At 50.9% G+C, this 21,659-nt stretch carries 10 protein-coding genes and 2 pseudogenes; 4 read left to right on the top strand and 8 right to left on the bottom strand.

Annotated elements, in window-relative coordinates; all coding sequences use genetic code 11:
* The 3 genes and pseudogenes from AC06ND_RS09525 to AC06ND_RS09515 all read right to left on the bottom strand — a co-directional run.
* A pseudogene (locus AC06ND_RS09525) lies at positions 1 to 514 on the bottom strand (hypothetical protein); the annotation flags it as partial.
* A gap of 23 nt (positions 515 to 537) precedes the next feature.
* Positions 538 to 2,172 carry a RagB/SusD family nutrient uptake outer membrane protein gene (locus AC06ND_RS09520; protein ID WP_475678745.1) on the bottom strand — a complete coding sequence of 545 codons (1,635 nt, stop codon included), beginning with the start codon at positions 2,170 to 2,172 and terminating at the stop codon, positions 538 to 540.
* Positions 2,173 to 2,184: 12 nt separating this feature from the next.
* Positions 2,185 to 5,259, bottom strand: coding sequence for a SusC/RagA family TonB-linked outer membrane protein (locus tag AC06ND_RS09515; RefSeq protein ID WP_475678744.1), 3,075 nt, complete (start codon positions 5,257 to 5,259; stop codon positions 2,185 to 2,187).
* 99 nt (positions 5,260 to 5,358) lie between these two features.
* On the opposite strand from AC06ND_RS09515, the pseudogene AC06ND_RS09510 reads away from it, so the two are divergent.
* Positions 5,359 to 5,544: pseudogene (locus AC06ND_RS09510) on the top strand (two-component regulator propeller domain-containing protein); the annotation flags it as partial.
* Positions 5,545 to 5,703: 159 nt separating this feature from the next.
* A complete protein-coding gene (locus AC06ND_RS09505; protein ID WP_475678746.1) occupies positions 5,704 to 8,277 on the top strand; it encodes a ligand-binding sensor domain-containing protein in 2,574 nt (857 codons plus the stop codon).
* A gap of 3 nt (positions 8,278 to 8,280) precedes the next feature.
* Here the strand turns inward: AC06ND_RS09505 and AC06ND_RS09500 are convergent, their stop codons facing one another.
* Positions 8,281 to 8,901, bottom strand: a complete 621-nt coding sequence (locus AC06ND_RS09500; RefSeq protein ID WP_475678743.1) for a nitroreductase family protein — start codon at positions 8,899 to 8,901, stop codon at positions 8,281 to 8,283.
* A gap of 137 nt (positions 8,902 to 9,038) precedes the next feature.
* Between AC06ND_RS09500 and AC06ND_RS09495 the strand changes: the two genes are divergently transcribed.
* On the top strand, positions 9,039 to 10,613 hold the full coding sequence (locus AC06ND_RS09495) for a family 43 glycosylhydrolase (protein ID WP_475678742.1): 1,575 nt from the start codon (positions 9,039 to 9,041) through the stop codon (positions 10,611 to 10,613).
* 26 nt (positions 10,614 to 10,639) lie between these two features.
* Here the strand turns inward: AC06ND_RS09495 and AC06ND_RS09490 are convergent, their stop codons facing one another.
* From AC06ND_RS09490 to AC06ND_RS09475, 4 genes are all read right to left on the bottom strand, one after another.
* Positions 10,640 to 12,001, bottom strand: a complete 1,362-nt coding sequence (locus AC06ND_RS09490) for a DNA polymerase Y family protein (protein ID WP_475678741.1) — start codon at positions 11,999 to 12,001, stop codon at positions 10,640 to 10,642.
* Positions 12,002 to 12,004: 3 nt separating this feature from the next.
* Complete coding sequence (locus AC06ND_RS09485; protein ID WP_475678740.1) at positions 12,005 to 16,132, bottom strand: hybrid sensor histidine kinase/response regulator transcription factor; 4,128 nt, start codon at positions 16,130 to 16,132, stop codon at positions 12,005 to 12,007.
* Between the two features lie 114 nt (positions 16,133 to 16,246).
* Positions 16,247 to 17,812 (bottom strand): RagB/SusD family nutrient uptake outer membrane protein, encoded by a 1,566-nt coding sequence (locus AC06ND_RS09480; protein ID WP_475678739.1) that lies wholly within the window; start codon positions 17,810 to 17,812, stop codon positions 16,247 to 16,249.
* A gap of 12 nt (positions 17,813 to 17,824) precedes the next feature.
* Positions 17,825 to 20,860 carry a SusC/RagA family TonB-linked outer membrane protein gene (locus tag AC06ND_RS09475; RefSeq protein WP_475678738.1) on the bottom strand — a complete coding sequence of 1,012 codons (3,036 nt, stop codon included), beginning with the start codon at positions 20,858 to 20,860 and terminating at the stop codon, positions 17,825 to 17,827.
* A 268-nt stretch (positions 20,861 to 21,128) separates the two neighbouring features.
* Between AC06ND_RS09475 and AC06ND_RS09470 the strand changes: the two genes are divergently transcribed.
* Positions 21,129 to 21,659, top strand: a 531-nt coding sequence (locus tag AC06ND_RS09470) for a carboxylesterase family protein (protein ID WP_475678737.1), incomplete at its 3' end; no start/stop codon positions are given.

Genomic DNA, 21,659 nt, shown 5'->3' with positions numbered 1-21,659 from the left:
GGACCTGCTGGATGAGGTCGCTGTGGTCGCTCCATGTACCTGCATAGTAATAGTAGTCACCGATCTTGTGGATCTCGGCGGCAGCTGCGAAACCAGCCCTCTCAAGCCATGAGCCTTCGATGTTCACGATATTGTAAGGGCCCTCCCACATCACGAGGTCCTTTGACTTGTACATACGTCCACCTGATGAGGTGAGGTAGTAGGTCTTGGTCTCTGGATCTGGATAGATGTATGGATCCGACATAGAGAGGTCGTTGAAGTGGACGGTTCTGATGGTGTTCATCTCTGCCATCCTCCTGCGGAGCATCTCTGCACGGCCGGTAGTATCAGTGGTGTGCATGCCACCGAAGTTCTTCTGGCCGACGTCAGCGAGCGGTGCCTGCTCACCTGGCTCTACGACCTTCTTCTGGCACTCCTCGCAGCAGCACTCGTCTGCAGCAGGGGCCTGGTTGCCAGCGCAGCTTGCCATGGCAATGGCTGCAAGGGCGATGATTGAAGTTCTGATGATTTTCATTGTTTGTAATAGATTAGAATGTTTTACCAACCTGGGTTCTGCTTGAGGTTACCCCTTGCTGCAGAGATCTGCTCGAATGGGAATGGGAGGAGGTTGTACTTGTCCTGCCAACCGAGACCCTTACCGTCGGTGACTTCTACGTCCCACTCGGTAGTGCCTGGCTTGTAACCGTAGAACTTGTAAAGCTTCTTACCCTTGTCCTTGAGTGCGGTAGGAGCATCACCCCAGCGTACGAGGTCGAAGTATCTCTCCTGCTCATAGAAGAGCTCTGCACGACGCTCGTCCTTGATGATGTCGTAAGTGAGAGCACCTACTGGCTCAAGCTCAGCTCTTGTACGAACCTCGTTGAGAGCCTGGAGGCCTGCACCGTCAGCATCACCGTCAGCAAGGAACTTAGCCTCAGCATAGAGGAGAAGAACCTCAGCGTAGCGGAGGAGACATGCGTTGGTGGTAGAATACTTCCAGAAACCAGCGATCTGGTAGAAGTCCTCATTGAAACCGATACCACGATAGGTGAAGTAACCTGCGCAGTGGCAGATACCCTTTGACTGAACGCCAGGGGTTACGCCGTCAGCGTATTCCATATCGAGAACCTGCTCGTAGGTGTGGATGGTAGACTTGAAACGAGGCTTCTCGATGTCGCCCTCGTGTGCTGCGAGGAACTCACCGAACTCCTTGCTCACTGCGTTCCAGCCCCAGCCGGTGTACACAGCCTTAGGTGCGATGAGACCGTCGTTCCAACCAGTCCACATGTGGCGGAGGTCGTTCTGAGGGTTACCAGGGTTACCGTCATTCTCTGCAGAGTTGTGCTCGAAGAGATACTCCTCGCAGAAGTCACCTGCAGGCCTTTCGAGGATGAACATATCCTTTACGAGACCATAGAGACGAGAATCGACAACCTGCTTGAGGTCAGCGACAGCTCCGTTGAGGATTTCCTTGTCGTTGAACTTCTGACCGTACCAGAGACCTACCTTACCGCGATAAGCGAGAACGGCATGCTTTGAAAGGCGTGCACCGAAAGCTTCCTGCTGGCCCTTGCCTGCGATTGCAGGGAGGATCTTGGCTGCATCTTCGAGCTCTGCGAGAACCCAGTCGATAGAAGTCTTGGTAGGGGTGTTGCCCTGATAGTACTCATCCTGGCTGAGGAGATGGTCAGCGAGAGGAGGGGTACCCCACCAGCGTACTGCGTCGAACATTGCGATGGCACGGAGAGCATGAGCCTCAGCCTTCACCCTGTTGATTGCTGCGTCGTTGGTCTCAGGAATCTTCTCGATGATGAGGTTACAGTGATAGATCACACTGTAGATACCCTTATATACGAGCTTAGGACCGAAGTCGGCTGAGGTGACGTTGTAGTTACCTGCCTCCTGGTACTGGTTAGTTGCATCTGCGAATGAACCGCCACCGGTGTAGTGGTCGTCATCGAGAGAGTTGAGGAAGAGGATCTTCTCGATACCGTTGACGCAAGTCACGTCACGGCCGCCCCAGTACATCTTATATGCGCTGGCGATGAGAGCCTCTGCTTCAGCAGGAGTCGCATTCTTGTAGTATTCCTCTGTAGAAAGGACACTCTTCTGAGGGATGTCAAGATTCTTGACGCATGAACCCATCATGAGTCCGAGGGCTGCGACAGAAAGTGCAAAATATATCTTTTTCATATCAGTGAATCGTTAGAATGAAAGGTTAACACCGAAAACGACCTTCTTTGAGATAGGGTAAGAACCGAAGTCGATACCGAGACCGTCGGCAGAGCTGCCGGCGTGGCTGGTCTCAGGGTCGAGGCCTGGGTACTTGGTGATGGTCACGAAGTCGTCGAGAGATACATAAGCCCTAAGTCCGCTGACCTTGATCCTGTTGATGAGCTTGCTAGGGAAGCTATAACCGAGCTGGATCTGCTTGATCTTGAAGAATGAAGCGTCGTATACGCGGGCGTCAGAGGTCCTGTAGTAACGGTCGCTTGCATCAGGCTTTGGATAGATGTAACCGGTAGAAGATGGGTTCTGCCATGCCTTGGTGTAGAACTCCTTGAGGGTGTTCTGCTGGAGGGCGTCAGCACGGGTGACAGCATAGAGGAGCTTTGCTCCCTGTGAGCCTGAACCGAGCATTACGAAGTCGATACCCTTCCAAGAGAGGTTGATGGTGAGACCGTAGGTGAACTTAGGAATACCGCTACCTGCGAAGTCACGGTCGTTCTCTGAGATCTCGCCGTCACCGTCGAAGTCCTTGTAGACAGCAGCACCAGTCTGCTGGTCGATATGGTCGATCATGAAGGTGCGGAGGTACCAGAGAGGGTAGCCTTCCTCGAAGTAGGTCACGTCATAAGAGCTCCATACCTTCTGGCCAGGAACACGGTCAGTTGAGGTACCCTTAACGACCTTGTTGTGTACGGTTGAGAAGTTACCGCTGATAGAGTAGTTGAAGTCGCCGATTGAATCTTTCCAACCGAGCTCGATCTCAGTACCGTGGTTGTTCACGAGACCTGCGTTCACGAATACAGTCTCTGCGCCGGTGCTACCAGGAGCAGTGGTGCTGGTGAGGAGGTCATGGGTGTTCTTGTTGTACCAGTCGAGTGCGAAGGTGAGTCTCTCCTTGAACATACGGAGATCGAGTCCGAGGTCAAGCTGCTTTGAGGTCTCCCACTTGATGTTAGGGTTAGGAAGGACGGTTGAAGGGCGAACGCCGACGATGAAGCCGTTACCGAGGTTGTTACCGAAGTCTGCTGAGCTCTGGAGGGTAGAAGCGTACTGGTATGAACCGAGTGCGTTCACGTTACCGTTGATACCCCAAGATGCACGGACCTTCAAGAAGGTAAGACCGATCTTCTCCTTTACAGGCTGCATCCAGCTCTCGTTAGAGATTGTCCAACCACCGGACACTGAAGGGAAGTAACCCCACCTGTGATCCTTGTCGAGCTTAGAGGTATCGAATGCGTCTGCACGGAAGTTTGCCTGTACGTTGTACCTGTTAGCATAAGAGTAACCGATACGACCGAAGTATGACATGTTTGCGGTAACGTTTGGCTGACCGCCTACTGACATCTGAGGAGTGTTGACTGCGTTGTTGAGGTAACGGAAGTTTGCATCATCGCTGGTGAGCTCGTTCGCACTTGCGTTTACGCGGTCGGTGTTGGTCTGCTGATATGACATACCTGCCATTGCAGTGATGTTGTGCTTCTTTGCGATGGTAGTGTTGTAGTTCGCAAAGTTCTCCCACTGGTAGTAGATTCTGTCGTTATAGCTGCCTGAGATAGACATTGCCTGGTTGTTACGGGCAGTGGTGTAAACCTCATGGTTGTAGGTGCTGGTGTGGCTGTAGCCACCCTGATAACCGAAGCGAGAGGTGATTACAAGGCCCTTCACTGGAGTGAGGTTGAGGTAAGCGGTACCTCTTACACGGAAGTTCTGGGTTTCGGTGTCACGCCTGTCGAGGAGAACCTGTGGGTTCCAGAGGTAGCTGGCGTCAGAGAATACTGATACACCATATACGTTACCGTTAGGGTCCATAGGAACTTTCTGGCCAGCATCGATGACGCTCTGTACGCGGCCAGGGATTGAGTTTGCGTCATATACGAGAGGAGTGAGAGGATCACCGGTGATGATAGAAGCGAATACGGTGTCGGAAAGGCGTGAGCTCTCTGCGAGTGCCGAACGCTTGCTCTTGTCGATGGTGGTGTTCACACCGACGGTGAGCCAGCTCTTGATCTTATAGTCAGCATTGATCTGACCTACGAGCCTGCTGAAGGTATCCTTGTTGCTCTTGATGATACCGTCGTCATTAGAGTAAGAGAGGGAAACGTAGAACTTGCCCTTGTCGTTACCACCCTCGACACCGACAACGTGACGCTGCTGACGACCGGTCTCGAGCATGATGTCTGCCCAGTTGGTGTCGGTCTTGCCGTCATACTCGAAGTCTGACTGCGTAGCTGCACCTGAGAGCATCATGTAGTCCATGTACTCCTGTGCGTTGAGACGCTCAGGAAGTCTTGCGACTGTCTGGAATGCCTGCTGGAAATTGTAGAAAATACGGCCCTCACCCTTCTGTGATGAACCTGACTTTGTGGTCACGAGAACGACACCGTTTCCTGCCTCTACACCGTAGATGGCTGCTGACGCTGCGTCCTTGAGAATCTCGATGGAAGCGATGTTCTCTGGGTCGAGATAGCTGATGTCATTAACCTTGAGACCGTCCACGATCATGAGAGGGGTGGTCTTTGAGTTAGAAGAATAACCGCGGATCTGGATCGAAGAAGATGAGCCGGGAGCACCTGACGAGTTAACGATCTGGACACCGGCAGCCTTACCCTGGAGAGCCTGAGCCACGTCTGTGGTGGTTCTGTTCTCGAGGTCTGAGTTCTTCACTGATGCAATGGCTCCGGTGACGTCGCTCTTCTTCTGGACACCGTAACCGATCACGATGGTCTCCTCGAGGAATTCTGCGTCCTCTTCGAAGACAACGTTGATGTTGGCACGGCCAGAGACTGCGATAGTCTGGGTGCTGTAGCCGATGCATGAGAAGATAAGTGTAGCGTTTGACGGTACATTGATGGTGTACTTACCGTCAAGGTCGGTCAATGCTCCAACGGTTGTGTTTCCGCTGAGCATGATGCTTGCGCCGATTACAGGCGCACCACTCTGGTCAGTCACTGTTCCCGATACACTCATGTTGTTCTGACCGAAAGCGGTCTGAGCGACGAAGAGGAGTACCACCGAGAAAAGTGAGCAGAAAAGTTTACCTAACTTTTTCATGGATGGTTTGTTTTTGTGTTAATAAGTGTCTAAGAATTCACTGTGGGTAATGAATCCACTGCAAAATTATCTATATTTACGCGGTAATAAGAGGACAAAATGATGAGAAAGGTGGACATTCTGCTGATGGTTTTTTTGTGCGTTATCTCGTTTCCATCTACTGTTTCTGCTCAGGAGATGACGGGTGATTACTATGTGTCGCGCGTTCTGAAAGTATCAGATGGCCTGCCAAATGCCAATATCAACGACATTTATCAGGATGACAAGGGCTTTGTCTGGATCAGTACCTTCGGCGGAGGTATATCAAGGTATGACGGTACATCCTTCGTCAATTTCTCCACTAAGGGAAATGAAAAAATTCTGAGTGATTACGTTACGAAATCGTGTCAGGACAACTACGGGAGACTTTGGGTCTCTGGTGTCAGTGGAGTGGATGTGATAGATATGAGCAGTCTTTCCCATGCAGATATCCCTTCCGATCTCAAAGCGGCGACACAAGCCAGTTATTGTGGTTCCGTGGTTCGCGACAGCGAGGGTAGCATGTGGTTCAATACCAAAAACTATGTCTACCGAGTTTCATTCCGTGATGAAGGACGTACCTATGTGCTCGACTCACTTCGTTGTTCTGACACTAACCTGAATCTTCGTCTGTCTCTTTTCCCGTTGGAAGGGGAAGCCGCTGTCTGCACGACGATGTCCGGCCGTCTGTATACTATCTCCGATCCTGATGGCAATGGGATACGACTTGAGATGGAGTATCCGGAGCTATTCATAGGTGAGAATAACAAGGGCACGGCTTTATATTCTACAGATAGAGAATTATGGCTTGGTACCACGAACGGCTTGTTCAGATTCAATAGGCTCAGAAGGACCGTCGTCCAATACAGGACCATCGACTATGAACCTCTAGCTCTATCCCATAATGAAGTCACCGGCCTAGCTCTATCTCCTGACGGTGACATCCTCGTAGCGACTTTGGCTGGTCTTAATGTGTATAAGAGGGATCTTCATGGATTCTTGCATTATAATTCTGAAACGGACATCTACGGCGGAAAGGATCTTCCGGGCGATATGATCAGGTGCATCAGGGTCATCGGACATCAGATATGGCTGGGAATGGAGGTTGACGGTCTCTCGGTGATGAGGAAGAAAGGCCTGCCGGTCACTATGGTCAGCCATAGGGAGAACGACTTGAGCTCACTGCCGAGCACTCCTGTGCGTTCGGTCTATGTGGACAGCCGAGGCAACGAATGGGTCGGAACGACAGAGCACGGACTATTCCTTGATAAGGGAAACTTCACATACAAGTATTTCACGACCAATAATTCTGCTATTCTGCATAATACCATAACGGCCTTTACCGAGGATGATCATGGGCATCTGTGGTTCGGGATGTCGGGTGGTCAGTTGAACTATATCGATATGGACCATCCGGTCAAGGTCTATGTTCCCCAGGATTCCGATTCGGAGCTTGCCTGGAGCATAGATGTCATCAACAAAATCGAATATGACCCGGTCAATGATTTCGTCTGGATCTCGGCACGTTCCGGACTCTTCTTCTACGACATCCCTAAGTCCAGGTTCAGGAAGTTCGAGGATATATATCTATGTATGGGAGCGTGTATGGATGGTGCAGATAGACTGTGGGTGAGCCATAGAGACGGTCTTCTTGCCATCAATCTGCACACTCTTGAAGCTACCAATGACCCTATGGTTCCGTTGGCCAGTGCTCTTGTGCCAGACATTACAGGGGACATCTGGGCCGGACTTTTCGATGGTGGTTTGCTGAAAATGCGTCATAGCTCCCGGAATCAGTGCGACATGCAGTTCTTCACGGAGGAGGATGGTCTGGCAAATAATAGGGTGAGAGGCCTTCTGATCGATGGAGATGTCATGTGGATCACGACGGCGAACGGCCTCTCGAGGATGAACTTGGAAACAGAGGAAATCAGGACTTTCGGTACTTCCGACGGCCTGAGGTCCAATGATTTCTGCGAAAACAGCGTCAGCATGAATTCCTCCGGCAATATCTTCTTAGGCACCAAGGACGGACTCTGCGTGCTGAAGTCAAGCGATGTCTATGATGCGGCGTATGACGGCCCGTCTGTAAGTATCACCGGTGGTTATTCGGGCGAAGGATTCCTGAATCTTGCTTACGAGAGCGGTTTGTCCATCAAGGAAGGTGACAGGGACTTCTCATTCGTATTCTCTGACTTTGGTTTTCCGGACGAGAGTAATGTCCAGTATTCGTGCAGGATTTATCCGCTTGACAAGGAATGGCGAACATTGTCTGGGTCATCAAAGAATATTCGTTACGGAGGACTCCCTGGCGGATCATATAGAATACAGGTCCGTGCGACGGACAACACCGGTAAGGAGTTGTCTATGGACGAGAGGTTGCTAAATGTAAAGCCGTTCTTCTATAAGACATGGTGGTTCATCAGTATCATGCTTGTGCTACTTGCCGGAGTCATCTATCTGATCGTGATGCTCAGGACGCGCAAGCTCGAGAGAAACAGGCATCTCCTTCAGGAGGAAGTAAAGCGTCAGACCAAGCTCCTGTCAGCTCAGAAAGCTGAGCTTCAGCAGAAGGCTGACGAACTTGCTGAGCAGAATACGATACTGAGGCAGCAGATAGAGGAACTTGCTGCACATAGGCTGGTGCAGTCGACAGATTCGTCCAGCAAGAGCTCCCAGTTCATCGACAACGTGATGGCGGTAGTCAGGAAACTGTATAAGGAACCAGACCTTGACATTACCATGTTCTCTGAGGAGATGGGTATGAGCCGCAGCGTTCTCAACGAGAAACTCAATGAGGCCATCGGACAGTCAATAGGACAGTTCATCAGGTCGTACAGGCTCAGCGTGGCCAAGGAGATCATAACAAAAGGCCCTCTCGGAGACATGAACGTATCCGAGATAGCCTACGAGGTCGGTTTCAACGACCCTAAGTATTTCACGAGATGTTTCTCTAAGGAATTTGGCGTCTCTCCGTCAGCGATGATGTCGAAGAAATAGCCTCTACCACTCGACGAACTGCACCTTCTCTGCCTTCCTTGGCTTTGCGGCAGGTGCTTCGTCGGCGTATCCGAGACCGACGCAGATAAGAAGGTCATATCCCTCGCTGAAGCCGAGCTTGTCGAGGTATGGCTTGCATGCAGGCTCGTTCTTGATCGTGCGAATAGGACCGCCGAGGCAGCATGAGCCGATTCCTTCTGCCCACGCGGCGAGCATGATGTTCTCTGCGAGGAGTCCGCAGTCCACCTGTGCCATGTCGTAGCTGTTGTCTGCAGCGATGAATACCACGCACGGTGCGTTCACGAAGATGTTCTTGAAGCCCTGGCGTCTTGCCATGTTCGGATTCTTGCTGGTCGCTGCGTCGGAGATCTGCTTCACAAGTGCAGGATCATCGACTACGCGAACCTCATAAGCCTGACGGTTCTGGCCGTTAGGAGCATTGATGCCGAGTTCCATGATCTTATCGAGCACCTTGCGCGGAACGCGCTGGTCCGTGTACTTGCGTATGCTGCGGCGGGCCATGATGATTTCTTCGACTGACTTGCCTGCGTTCTGGGCATCTGCATTGATGCTGAATGTCAAGGCGCTGAGCGCGATGATGAGGGCGGAGATTATTCTTTTCATTTCTTCCAAAAGGTTAGATTCTCATGCGAAGATAGGACTTTTCTTGACATTGATGACAAATTGTTCCGTCATGACCAAAGACTTTACTATATTTGATAGGACTAATAACCAAATACACTAACATAATATCATACGTCATGAAAAAGAGCTTCATCTTTTCTGCCGTGTTGGCGCTTGCGCTATCTCTGCCAATGTCCGGACAGCGCTATTGCAATCCCCTCCCTATGCCTATAGGAGAAGGCGGTAATGCATCCGGTGACGTCACCGTCATCGAAGAAGGAGGAAAATACTACATGTGCTGCACCGGCGGCGGAATGTGGGTTTCAGACGACCTTCTCAACTGGGAATTCCACCAGGTTCAGGGGATTCCTGTCGCTCCTGACCTCGTGAAGTACAACGGAAAGTTCTATCTCTCCGGAAACAGCGACAACCTCTTCGTCGCGGACAACCCTCTCGGACCGTACACCGATCTTGGGCCTTTCAAGAATACCGGCCCTGTGGAGGACGGCTGGAACGGTGGATTCGACACCAAGATCTACATCGACGACGACAACACTCCTTATCTCTTCTGGCCAGGACGTGGTATCTCCGGTATCTATGGCGTCAAGCTCGATCCAAACGATCTTACCAGCTTCCTCGAGAAGCCTACCCACCTTTTCGGCTTCAACCCTATGCATGCATGGGAGCGTTATGGTGAGTTCAATGAGTATCCGGGCGTGGCATGGATCGAAGGTCCATGGGTAATTAAGCGTAACGGTATCTACTATCTCGAGTATTCGGCATCAGGAACCCAGTGGAAGACTTATGCGGAGGGTTACTATACCGCAACTTCTCCTCTCGGACCATACAGCTACGCCGAGAACAACCCTCTTCTCCGCAAGACAGAGGGCCTCGTGACAGGCACCGCACACGGTTCCATCGTGAAGCTCAAGGATAAGGACGAGTGGTACCAGTTCTATACCATCGTGCTCTCGAACCCTCCTGGAGGACGTCGAATCGGTATGGACAAGGTAGAGTTCGACGAGGACGGATTGATGTACTGTACCGTCACCGACACTCCTCAGCCGGCTCCTGGCACCGTGGCTCCGAAGGGTGAGCCGAAATCTGTTCCTGTCACAGTGAACAAGATGAACGCGATGAATGCGCTCTCGAAGGCTTCCTCTCAGCAGGTAGGTTTCCCTGCTGCCTATGCAGTGGACAATTACAGCGGCACATACTGGATGCCGGAGACCGGAGACAAGAATCCTTCACTCACCGTCGAGCTTTCTCCGGCGACACGCTTCGACGTGGTGCAGCACTTCACCGTGAACGGCGCCAGAATCATGTTCAAGGGCCCGGGCAGGATGTTCGGTCCTGCTGCGAAGACGGCGCTTCCTGTGTACAAGTATAAGCTCGAGGTCTCACAGGATGGCGAGAAATACGTCACCGTTCTTGACAAGACCAATAACAATATCTCCAAGGATACCGTCTACGACGAGTTCGATCCTGTAAACTGTCGTTTCGTCCGCCTCACCGTGACCGATTGGCCAAAGGAGACTCCGCTCGGAATCATCGATTTCACTGTGTTCGGCTATCCTGAGGGCTGGGACCCTGCGGCTGTCGCAACTCCGGTGTTCAGCAATCTCCCAATGGACACCCAGGAGAAAGAGAGACGTGCAATCCAGCAGATGAGCGCGACTCCTACCGTAAGGGGAGGCAAGCCTGTCAAGTAGCGGTAGATTCAATTACTACGACATGCTCAGACGAGCCTGGTCACGATCATGTGGATCTCGATGACCGAGCCGTCGGCATCATAGACTTCGAAGCACTCTGTCCCGTCGGGCAGGGTGCTTCCTTGCATTCTGCGGGCAGGGTCCTGCTTCACTGATGCCTTTGCTGCGCGAAGGGCCTTCTCCTTGTCTCCGTAGGAGAATGCGAGCGCCTTGCTGCGACCGTCGCGATAGTGGCGGTCCTTCTTCTCGTTCGCCTTCATCGCCGAGTCGTAGTCGCTGTCCCAGCTGCGGTAGAACTCCATCTTCTCGTCCTCGAAGAGGCTCAGTTCGACGTCATGGCTGAGCTTCGACACTCCGAGGCCGACCTGGCGCAGGGGAGTGTGTCCGTCCCATATCTCCGGAATGAGCTGTCGGGCCTCGTTGAGGATCAATGCGGTCACATCGGTAGGCGAGTTCATGGTCCTCTGCTTGGACTTGCTGACGAAGTCGCTGCTCTTGACGAATACTGATACGTTGCTGGCGTAGAAATAGTCCTTCCTGATGCGGTGGGCGACTATGCAGGCCACGTTGAAGAGCTCGCGGTCCAGAGCCTCGGGGTCGGAGATGTCCTTGGAGAAGGTGCGCTCGGCGCTGTAGCTCTTGGCCTCGGAACTCTCGGTGGACACGGGAGAATCGTCGATTCCGTTGGCGCTCTCATGCATGGACATGGCCGCCTTCTGACCGAAGAGATTCTCGAGCATAGGGAGGGGAGCGGCGGCCAGCTGGCCTATCGTGCGGATGAAGTAGTGATTCAGCTTCTCCACGCTCTTCTTCCCGACCCAGAGGAGGTCTCCGACCGGCAGAGGCCACATCTTCTCCTCTATCTCCGAGCTCCACAGTGTATGGACCTTGTCCGGTTTCTCGAAGTCCGAAGCCATCTTCGCGAGCAGCTTGTTCGGGCCTATCCCAATGTTCACGGTGAATCCGAGCCTCTTACCGATGTCCTCCCTGAGCTCATTCGCGACGTCTTCCGCCTTTCTCGTACCCAACCTTCCGCTCATGTCCAGGAAGCACTCATCGATGGAGAATTGCTCGAGCACGGGGGAGTAGGTCCTGCATATCGCAATGAAGGCCTGGGAGCATTTCTTGTACCACTCCCAATCTCCGCGCACGACGACGAGGTTCGCGCACTTGCGCATGGCCATGGACACCGGCTCGGCCGTGTTGATTCCGTATTTCTTCGCAGGGATGGACTTCGCGGTGACGATGCTGCGCCTGTCGGAGGGGTCTCCGGAGACCACGGAAGGGACCGTGCGTATGTCAAGGCAGCTGCCCTGATCGAGCAGCTGCACCGCCGTCCATGAGAGGAAGGCCGAATTGACGTCTATGTGGAATATTACTCTGTCCAAATGTTAGTCCTTGTCATCCGGGTCGTCTCCCTGCAGGAGGGTGCTAGGCTTGATGTGGTACTCCTTCTGGAAGCACTTGCTGAAGTACTTAGGGTCATTGAATCCGACCATGTAGGCAATTTCGGATACGTTGACGCCCTTGTCCCTGTTGGTCTCGAGAAGAGTCTTCGCAGTCTGGAGCCTGTATCGTCTGATCAGCATTGCCGGAGTGAGTCCGGTGAGGGATGATACCTTCTTGTAGAAAGGAGTCATGCTCATGCAAAGCAGGCTCTGGAGCTTCGGAACGCTGAATTCAGGGTCGGTGTAGTTGTCCTTGAGTATGTTCATGAGCTGCTCCATGAATGCCTTGTCGGACCTGTCGATGTTCACGGTCGCATACGAATTCTCGAGGTCGTAGCTGAGCTCCTCCTGGATCTGTTGCCTGTCGTTGAGGATGTTCTCAATCCTGGCGAGGAGCATGTCCTTCTTGAACGGCTTGACGAGGAAGGCGTTGACGCCCTGCTTGTAGCTGTTCAGGCGGGTGTCGTCGTCCGAGAGGGCTGTGAGCATGAGGAATGGAATATGGCTGAGCAGACTGTCTGCGCGTACCATCTTGCAGAACTGTATACCGTCGCATACCGGCATCATGAGGTCGGATATGATGAAGTCTGGTATGGTCTGCTTGGCGATCTCATAACCCTTTTCTCCGTTCGATGCCTCGAGCACCTTGAATCGGTCGGCGAGAACGCTCTTGATATAGTTTCTCATGTCGTCGTTGTCCTCGACGAGAAGCAGTACGGGAACATTGTCCACTTCTTCGTTTTCCACGAAGGTGTGAGTGCTGTCGTCGTTGACGAGCTCGATAGGGAAGTAAACCCTGAACGAGGTGAAACCCTTCATGCTGCTCTTTACCGTGATCTGTCCGTTGAGAGCGGCAACGAGGTTTTTCACGAGATAGAGACCTATTCCGGTGCTGCTTTGATTACTGTCACCGTAGATGGCTCTTGTCTTGGATTTGTAGAAGAGGTCAAAGATCTGGGCAGATTCCTCTTCGCTGATATAGCTGCCGGTGTTTGTTACCGATATGTATTGGAAAAGTCTGTTGTCCGTGCGTCTTCTGAATTGGGCAAGGTTGAATGTGACCTTACCTCCGTCAGGAGTATACTTTAACGCGTTGGAGAAAAGGTTGGAGATGATCTTGAAAAGGATGTCCCTATCTGACAGTATGGTGTTGCCCATCAAGTGCAGATTTGTCTCGAACTGAACATTTCTCTGGTTCAGCGAGCGTGTGTAATCCATCGAGAAGATGCTAAGGAAGCTTGGTATGTGCAGAGAGTCCTTCTTCACGCTGATTTGGCCGGAATCCACCTTGCGAAGGTCGAGAATCTGGTTCACGAGCGAGAGAAGATACTTGGAGTTCCTCTCTATGATGCCGAGCGAAGGCTTGACTGCCTCGTCCTTGCATGATTCCTTGAGATCGCTGACTGGACCGAGGATAAGGGAGAGAGGAGTCTTGAACTCATGCGTGAGATTGGTGTAGAGCATGAGCTTCTCCCTGTTCGCCTTCTCCATCGAAGCCGCGTATTCCTCTAGCTTTGCCTTTTGCTCTTCAAGGAGGACGTTCTGTTTCTCGATTGAGTCATTCGATTTGGTCAGATTCTCCACGGCAGCCCTCAGATCGGCAGTTTTCTCCGAAATCTGCTCCTCGAGCTCCTTGCTCTTTCTTGCCGTGAAACGGAATCTGTTTATTACCATAATTGCCAGGAGACCAAGTATGGTCGAGAATATCAGGATCCAGCAGAGAAGGGTCTGAGTGAACTTAGGATGGACGTTGATGATATAAGTGGTATCATTCATCGCCCAGCTGTGGTCTGTATAGGTACATCTGACACGGAAAGTATATTTTCCAGGTCTTATGTTGTTGAAGTTGACCGTTCCTTGCCTTGTATAGGTGAAGGCATCTCCAAGCTCGTCTATTCTGTATGCATAGAACATTCGCTCTACGTCGTCCAGTTCAAGTGAAGAGAAGTTGATTTCAAAGGATGTATCTCCCGGGTAGATGTCGATTCTGTCATTTCCAGGCCAGAGGTCAACCTGCCCATTCTTTATGGTCTCAGTTATCCTGACCTTTCTGGTATGGGAATCGGTGCTTGTGAATGGAGCCTGGAGCATGATCAATCCATTGTTTGATCCGAAGGCCATGACGTCACCGGAAAAGACGTTTCCGGAATTGACATAGAAGTTGTTCGTCGAAAATCCGTCGTTGGTGTCGAAATAGGTGAGTATGTCTATCTCACGGTTGAGGTGGTAGATTCCATTTCCTGTCGCAACCCAGAGATTGTTGAATCTGTCACCAAGAATTCTCGTGACCTTGCCAGGAACTGTGAACCCGATTGCTCGCGGGTTGGACAGAGACCGGTTCCTGAAGGATCCGTCATCGAGAAGCTCATAGAAACCGTTATTGTTGCTTCCTATGAACATTGTTCCATCTGCAGCTTGAGCGATAGAATTGATTCTCTCAAGGTTATCGCCGCCATGATCGTTCAGATAAGGCATGAACGCGGCAGAATAGGAATCCTTTACCTCGTAGTCCTGAAGGCTGATTATGCAAAGTCCGTATCCGCCTAGCCAAAGTTTGTCATGCTTGTCAAGATATATACAGAAGAATCGTGACGGCTGTTCTATGACCGTATTGATTTCTATGTGTTTGCCCGTTTTACTTGCAATGTCGAAGTAATACAGACCTTCCAGCGTGGTGAGCCAGAGTCCGTCTCGTTTCTCATCATATATTACATCGACGATATGGTCGTTGCCTATATGGCTGTTACCGGTGTTGTATACGGAAAAGGATGGATGTACCAGATCCTTGCCACTTAGGAAAATCATGCCGTCGAACCTGCTGCATATCCAGAAATCTCCTCTCTTGTCCTGTACGATAGCGAACACGTCCTCCTGCGAAATGCCAATGCTTTCCTTGAGCGAAAATATCCTTTCTTCTCCAGTTGACGCGTATTTGATGCCAAGGCCCTTGCCTAATACTCCGACGAGTATGTCACCGTTCTTGTCCTGATAGGCACAGCCTATGATATTTGAAACATTATCGTCGGTAGTGAATATCTCTCTATGGCCTACGACATTGGGACTGATTCGGTTGACACCTCCCACTAGGGTACTCACCCAGAGCGTGCCATTCGCATCAACCATGATGTTGTTGACATAGGTGGTGTTCAGAGAATGGTTCTTTCTTCCCTGGGTCATGTGGTCGAAATGGCCGTTGATGGAGTAGAGATCAATACCTTTGACTGTACCGATCAGGAGGTCTCCGTAGGTGTCGAATGCCAGACAGGTGACATGGTTGTCTGAGATGGACTGAATGTTGTTGGGATTATGTCTGAATGAATGGACCTCCTTGCTTCTCGTGTTGTATTGGAAAAGACCATTTTCCGTTCCTATCCACAGGTAGTTCTTATTTGTCAGAAGATAAGAAACGTTTTTTATGTCAGCGATCGGTTTAATGATGTTGTTCTCGGCAGGAATCAGGCTTCCGTCAGCAGAAATACGAAAGACTTCAATTCCATTAAGCCCACCGACATATAGCAAATTGTCAGAAATGGCCAATGTCCTCTGACCATAATTGCTGCTTTTGAATTCTCTTACAGCAGCGATGTCACCATTGTCGTCCAGGTCGACTCTGACAAGAGAACCGGTTTTGAGTAGCCATAACGTCCGGTCATCCTCTTTCCTGATTCCAGTCATAGGCTGGTCCAGAAGATGCATGAAATTACCGAACTTTTCGGGCAGTGCGATAGACTTGTTATTCTTGTCTATCTTGATGATTCCGGTGTTGCTGACGGCCCAAAGATTCCCGAAACCATCCTCCGCAATGCTATAGATATGGTTGTTGTTGATTCGTGTGGAAGGATCGTCGGACTGAGAGTTGTAATGGACGAAGCGATGCCCGTCGAAACGGTCAAGTCCATTGGATGTACATATCCAGAGATAGCCATCCCTGTCCATGAGGGTTGCTGTGGCATACTCGTCGCAGAGGCCCTCGGATATTCCGTAATATTTATACCTGAATTCGTCGGCCCATTCTGCTCTTGCTGGAAGAATTGAGATGATCAGGAGAAGTGTCAGAAATATCTTTCTCATCCGGATTGGCGATAATTAAAAAACTATCAAATTTAATCAAAAATATCAAATGGTGCAGGATGATGAAACCATCCTGCACCAAAACCAAATACACTTTATTTAATAACACAAACTCTAATAGCCCTCGTTCTGGGTAAGGTTAGGGTTGTTATCCACGTCTGAACGTGGAATTGGAAGCCATTCCTTGCCAGGCTTGAAGTTGTCCTTGAATTTTGTTGCATGAGCCTTGATCTCGTTGGTGAATTCCTCATCCGTTCCGAGTCCCCAGCGACGAAGGTCGAAGAAACGCTCGTACTCGAAGCAGGTCTCCTTCTCGCGCTCGATTCTGAGACGCTGCATGAATGCCTTTTTGCTGCTGAGGCAGTCCTTGTGGACGCTCTCTGCGAGAGGGTAGAGATTTACTCTCTCACGAATCATGTCGACGTACCTTGCTGCCTCAGTGATTGCAGACTCACCGCCTACCTCTACGAGGCACTCTGCGTAGCTGAGAAGTGTCTCACCATATCGGAGGAGTCGCAGGTTGATCGGGTTGTTTCCGAGTGCAACAGCTCCTTCTGCATAGTAGTCCACGCAATACTTGCGCACTCTGTGCTGGGTTCCGTGTACAGAAGGATCCCATGAGGTCCACTTGGTATAGAGGACCTGACCAGGGAAGTCATCGAACATTTCAGGATACATGATGTTGTCCCTGAGTCGCTCGTCCCACTGACCATCTTTGGTCTTCTCGTCCTTGTACATGTCTACGAGCCACTCGTATACGCTGTAGTCGCCGAAACCGCCACCGAAGCTTGGTGCGAAGAACTCGTCGCGACGGGCGGTGAAGCTGCAGACTGCACCATCGTTTGCAATTCCCCAGAAACCACCCCAAGAGTCGTTCCTGTCAGAGTTCTGGATCTCAAAGATAGACTCGCAGTTATTGTTGGTGGTATGGCGGAAGTTGTCGTGGTATACAGGGGCAAGGCTGTACTTGTTGCTTCTGATGACGACCTCGAATGCTTCCTTTGCCTTAGACCACTGCTTTGAGTTCATATAGAGCTTGCCGAGGAAATCGTATGCGAAATACTTGGTAAAGCGTCCTACCTCTGGCCATGACTCAGGAAGATTATCGGCTGCGAAGATGAAATCCTTCTCGATGAAGTCCACGAGCTCCTGGAAGGTAGCCTCTGAAGGCTGATCATCTGGTGCTGATATCCAGTCGACGATAGGAGCCTTTTTGTAGAGCATTGCAAGGTTGTAGTATGCCATACCGCGCATGGCACGAGCCTGTGCGATGACCTGGTTCTTGGCTGACTCGCTCTTCCACTCTACCTGCTCTGCGTAATGGATGACCTGGTTGCTGCGGAATACAGACTGATAGAGATAGGTCCAGGAGTTGATGTTCCACCTCTGATCGTAGTTTGAATACTTGAGGTTGACATAACCTGCGAGGTCGGCGTCTGGAGAGAGTGAATAGAACTCGTCAGACTGACCTGAGATCTGGAAAGCGTTGAAACTGTTCCAATAGCAGTTGTAGAGTGTGTGGTAAACACCAACGAGACCTGCCTCTACGTCCTTCTGGGTATTCCAAGAGTTTTCTGCGACCAATGCGTTAGGATTTGCAAGGTCGAGGAGATCTGGATTGCAGGATGCTGAAATTATTCCAGCAGCAGCTACTGATATTGCGATTATTATTTTTTTCATGACAGAACCATTTTAGAACTTAGCATTGATCGAGAAGATGATGGATCTTGGAGATGGATATGTACAGAAGTCCATACCTGGCTCGAAGAGTGAACCCTGGAAGTCTGGGTCGTAGCCGCTATACTTGGTGAAAGTGAAGAGGTTCTGACCGGTGAGGGTGAAGTGGATGCTCTCGAGGTACTTCTCGATTGCAGGAATCCTGAGGGTGTAACCGACAGATATTGAGCTGATCTTGAAGAATGATCCGTCCTCGAGCCACCTATCGATATAGGTGTAGACATTACGCTCGTCGCCGTAGAGAAGACGAGGATTCTTTGCGCCAGTGTTGTCTGGTCTCCAGTAGTCGTAGTTTACAGGTGCACTGTTGCAATCCTGGAAGCCTTCCTGATACCAGCGATTGAAGTTGAATGCCTTGTTGCCGAACTTGCCGAAGCCTATGAGGCCGAAATCCCAGTTCTTGTAATTTGCGGAGAAGTTGATACCTGCCTCGAGCTTAGCCCATGGGCTGCCTACTACCTGTCGGTCTGCGGTTGAGATCATACCGTCACCATTGTAGTCTTCATATTTGAGGTCACCTGGCTTAGCCTCTGGCTGGATAATCTTACCATCCTTGTTCTTATAGTTGTTCACTTCATCCATGCTCTGGAAGATACCCATGGTCTTGATCATGTAGAACATACCGATAGGCTGTCCAACACGGGTGGTGGTGTAGTCGGTATACTGCTCTGTCTTACCGTAACCGAAGTCGAGAAGCTTGTTCTGTGAGTGGCTGAGGTTTGCGGAGATCGAGTAAGAGAAATCCTTGTTGACCTGATCGCGCCATGCTGCAGTGAGCTCGAAACCACTGTTGCGGATAGACGCTGCGTTCACGAATGGGTTTCCACCACCGTTACCGGTTGTCATGAGAAGGTTGAGTGCGGTGAGCACGTCATGGGAGGTTGAGTTGAAGTACTCTGCAGAGATCTGGAGTCTGTTGTTGAGGACAGCGAAATCGATACCTGCATTGATCTGCTCGAGTCTCTCCCAGGTAAGGTTCTGGTTAGAGAGCTGTACCATGGTCTGACCGTGGGTGATTTCGCCGTTACCGCCGTTGAAGAGGTACTGAGCGTAGTTGTTGATGTACATCTGGTAGTCATAGTAACCTACGTTCTGGCTACCAAGGTTACCCCAGTTTGCGCGAAGCTTGAGGTCGTCGATCCAGCTTACATTGAAGAAAGGCTCTTTGCTGATACGCCAAGCTCCCGATACTGAAGGGAATACACCCCAACGATTTCCGTTGCCGAATCTTGAAGAACCGTCGACGCGACCGGTAGCTGTGATGAGGTATCTTCCGTCGTAGTCATAGCTGATACGCCCGAGATAGGAGATAAGGGCAGCCTTGTTCATCGTACCTGAAGCAGATGCACTAGTAGTACCTGCAGATACGGTAGTGAGGAAATCACCGCTGGCTGTGGTGATAAGACCCTGCTGAGAAGCAGTGCTTGTCTTGAAGTCGGTGCTCTGATATGTTGTACCGAGGATACCGCTGATGTTGTGCTTGCCGATTGTTTTGTCCGCTGAGATGGTGTTCTCAACGAGGTAGGTGCTGGTCCTTGAGTTGGTAGCGGTTGCTGAGCTTGAACCAGAAGCAGAGTTGAGGGCTACGGTATAACCAGAAGTCCATGCGTTGACCTGCTGGTCATTGATGTCGATACCGATGTTGAGCTTGTACTTGAGCCAAGGGAGGATCTGAGCCTCAGCGAAGGCAGTACCGCGGATGAAGAGGGTTTCGGTATTGCGATCACGGTTGTTTGACTGAGCGACAGGGTTTGCACCGAGTGCCCTTGCGTGGATCTCGTTACCGATACCATATCCGCCCTCGTTACCGTTCACGTCGTCATATACAGGAATGGTAGGAATCATTCTGACAACGTCTGCGATAGAACCGCCGACCTTTCTCACCGCTCCACCACCTGCGTTCCTTACATAGGTGCGACCGAACTGCATGTTCTCACCGACGGTGAATATCCAGAGCTTGCTGCTTGAGTTCACGCGGAAAGTGTACCTGTCCATGTGGCGGTTGATGGTTGTACCGCTGTCGTTGAGGTAGTTGAATGAAGCACGGTACTGACCGGTCTTGGTTCCGCCTGACATGCTGAGGTCATAGTTCTGGGTGACGCCAGTCTTGAAGTAAGCGGCCTGCCAGTCTGTATCGTTATCCCAGTGGTCCATACGCTGGGTGATACCCTCGATGCCCTCTGCAATTGCGTTGTCGAATGCCTCGTCATAGTATGCCTTCCACTCAGCGGCCCTTGCCATCTTGATCTTCTTGAGCTGGGATACGGTGATCTGTGAGTTGAATTCGAACTTGGTGCGTCCTTCCTTACCGTTCTTGGTGGTGATGATCACCACGCCGTTTGCTGCGCGTGAACCGTAGATTGCGGCAGCAGAGGCATCCTTGAGGATCTGGATGGACTCGATATCGTTGACGTTGAAGTTGATGTCGTTTGAGGTAGGCATACCGTCGATGACGTAGAGAGGGTCATTGTTGGTAAGGTTACCTGTACCACGGATCTGGATGCTAGGAACGCCGCCGATCTCACCGGTAGAGCGTACGCTTACACCGGCTGCAGCACCCTGGAGCATATCTCCGATGGAGGTGTTGTTCTTGTTCTTGAAATCTTCAGGCTTCACGACTGATACGGCACCGGTGAGGTCTCTCTTCTTTACTGTACCATAACCGATGACGACCATCTCGTCGAGCATTTCGTTCTCCTCTTCGAGGATCACGTCGATGACTGTTCTTCCGTTGACAGGCTCGTCTACGGTAGAGTAGCCGATGCATGAGAACTGGAGTGTAGCTGATGAATTGACGTTGGAGAGTGAGTAAGCTCCGTCAGCGTCAGTGACGGTACCGTTCTGGGTACCTGTGACGAATACTGAGGCTCCGATGACAGGCTGACCAGCGGGATCCTTGATTGTTCCCTTGACGTTCTGCGCGTTGAGCCCGAAAGATGAAAGCACCATTATGACCGCTACGATGACGGCTCTATAAGATGCGATTCTCATTGATTTTTCGTTCAACATGATGTTTTTGATTATTGTTGCTAATAATTATTGGGGCTGCTTTACAGTTGCTCGCAAAATTATTTACTCGCCGAAAGACGAGAGGGTGATTTCTTTTTATTTTGGTGGATTATTCTTTTTTGGGCAGGTAAATTTATTTTCCACCCTATTGCTGTTTATTTACACTTCCTATAATATCTTGTATCCTAATTTTGTCGATGGCTTAATGGGGCTGGGCCGAAAGAATCACTGAAAAACTAACTTTTTACTTATGAAACAGATTACATTTCTTTCTGTAGCTGCTTCAGTTTTCCTCGTCTGTTCTTGCGTTGGTAAGAGTGGCGAAAAAGAGAGTGGAATGACGGTTCAGAACATGTATGACAGGGTCTGCGTCACCGACGACTCGACCATTGCTCATACTATCTATGGCGACATCCAGGGTTACAAGGATGGCGCAATCTTCACTTTCAAGGGTATCCAGTACGCAAAGGCTGAGCGTTTCATGCCACCTGTGGCTCCCGACAAGCACGAGGGAGTGCTCAAGTGCAGGAACTATGGCCCTAAGGCCCCTCAGACCCAGACATTCGCATGGGATGGCAATCCTCAGACCGACTATGCATTCGGTAACCAGTTCATCAGGGAGCCGATGGATGAGAAGGACTGTCTCGTTCTCAACGTGTGGACCAAGGGCATCAACGACGGCAAGAAGCGTCCGGTGTTCGTATGGATCCATGGCGGTGGCTATTCTTCAGGATCAGGTCATGACCTTCCTTGCTACGAAGGACGTGCTCTCGCTGAGAAG

It is taken from the genome of Candidatus Cryptobacteroides sp. (assembly GCF_056207615.1).
This window is presented reverse-complemented; position numbering and strand designations above follow the sequence as displayed.

Coding starts and splice junctions, on each gene's coding strand:
- AC06ND_RS09500 (WP_475678743.1), bottom strand. CDS start 8,901: ATGAAAAGAATAATCTCCGCCCTCATCATCGCGCTCAGCGCCTTGACA.
- AC06ND_RS09475 (WP_475678738.1), bottom strand. CDS start 20,860: ATGAGAATCGCATCTTATAGAGCCGTCATCGTAGCGGTCATAATGGTG.
- AC06ND_RS09495 (WP_475678742.1), top strand. CDS start 9,039: ATGAAAAAGAGCTTCATCTTTTCTGCCGTGTTGGCGCTTGCGCTATCT.
- AC06ND_RS09485 (WP_475678740.1), bottom strand. CDS start 16,132: ATGAGAAAGATATTTCTGACACTTCTCCTGATCATCTCAATTCTTCCA.
- AC06ND_RS09515 (WP_475678744.1), bottom strand. CDS start 5,259: ATGAAAAAGTTAGGTAAACTTTTCTGCTCACTTTTCTCGGTGGTACTC.
- AC06ND_RS09505 (WP_475678746.1), top strand. CDS start 5,704: ATGAGCAGTCTTTCCCATGCAGATATCCCTTCCGATCTCAAAGCGGCG.
- AC06ND_RS09520 (WP_475678745.1), bottom strand. CDS start 2,172: ATGAAAAAGATATATTTTGCACTTTCTGTCGCAGCCCTCGGACTCATG.
- AC06ND_RS09480 (WP_475678739.1), bottom strand. CDS start 17,812: ATGAAAAAAATAATAATCGCAATATCAGTAGCTGCTGCTGGAATAATT.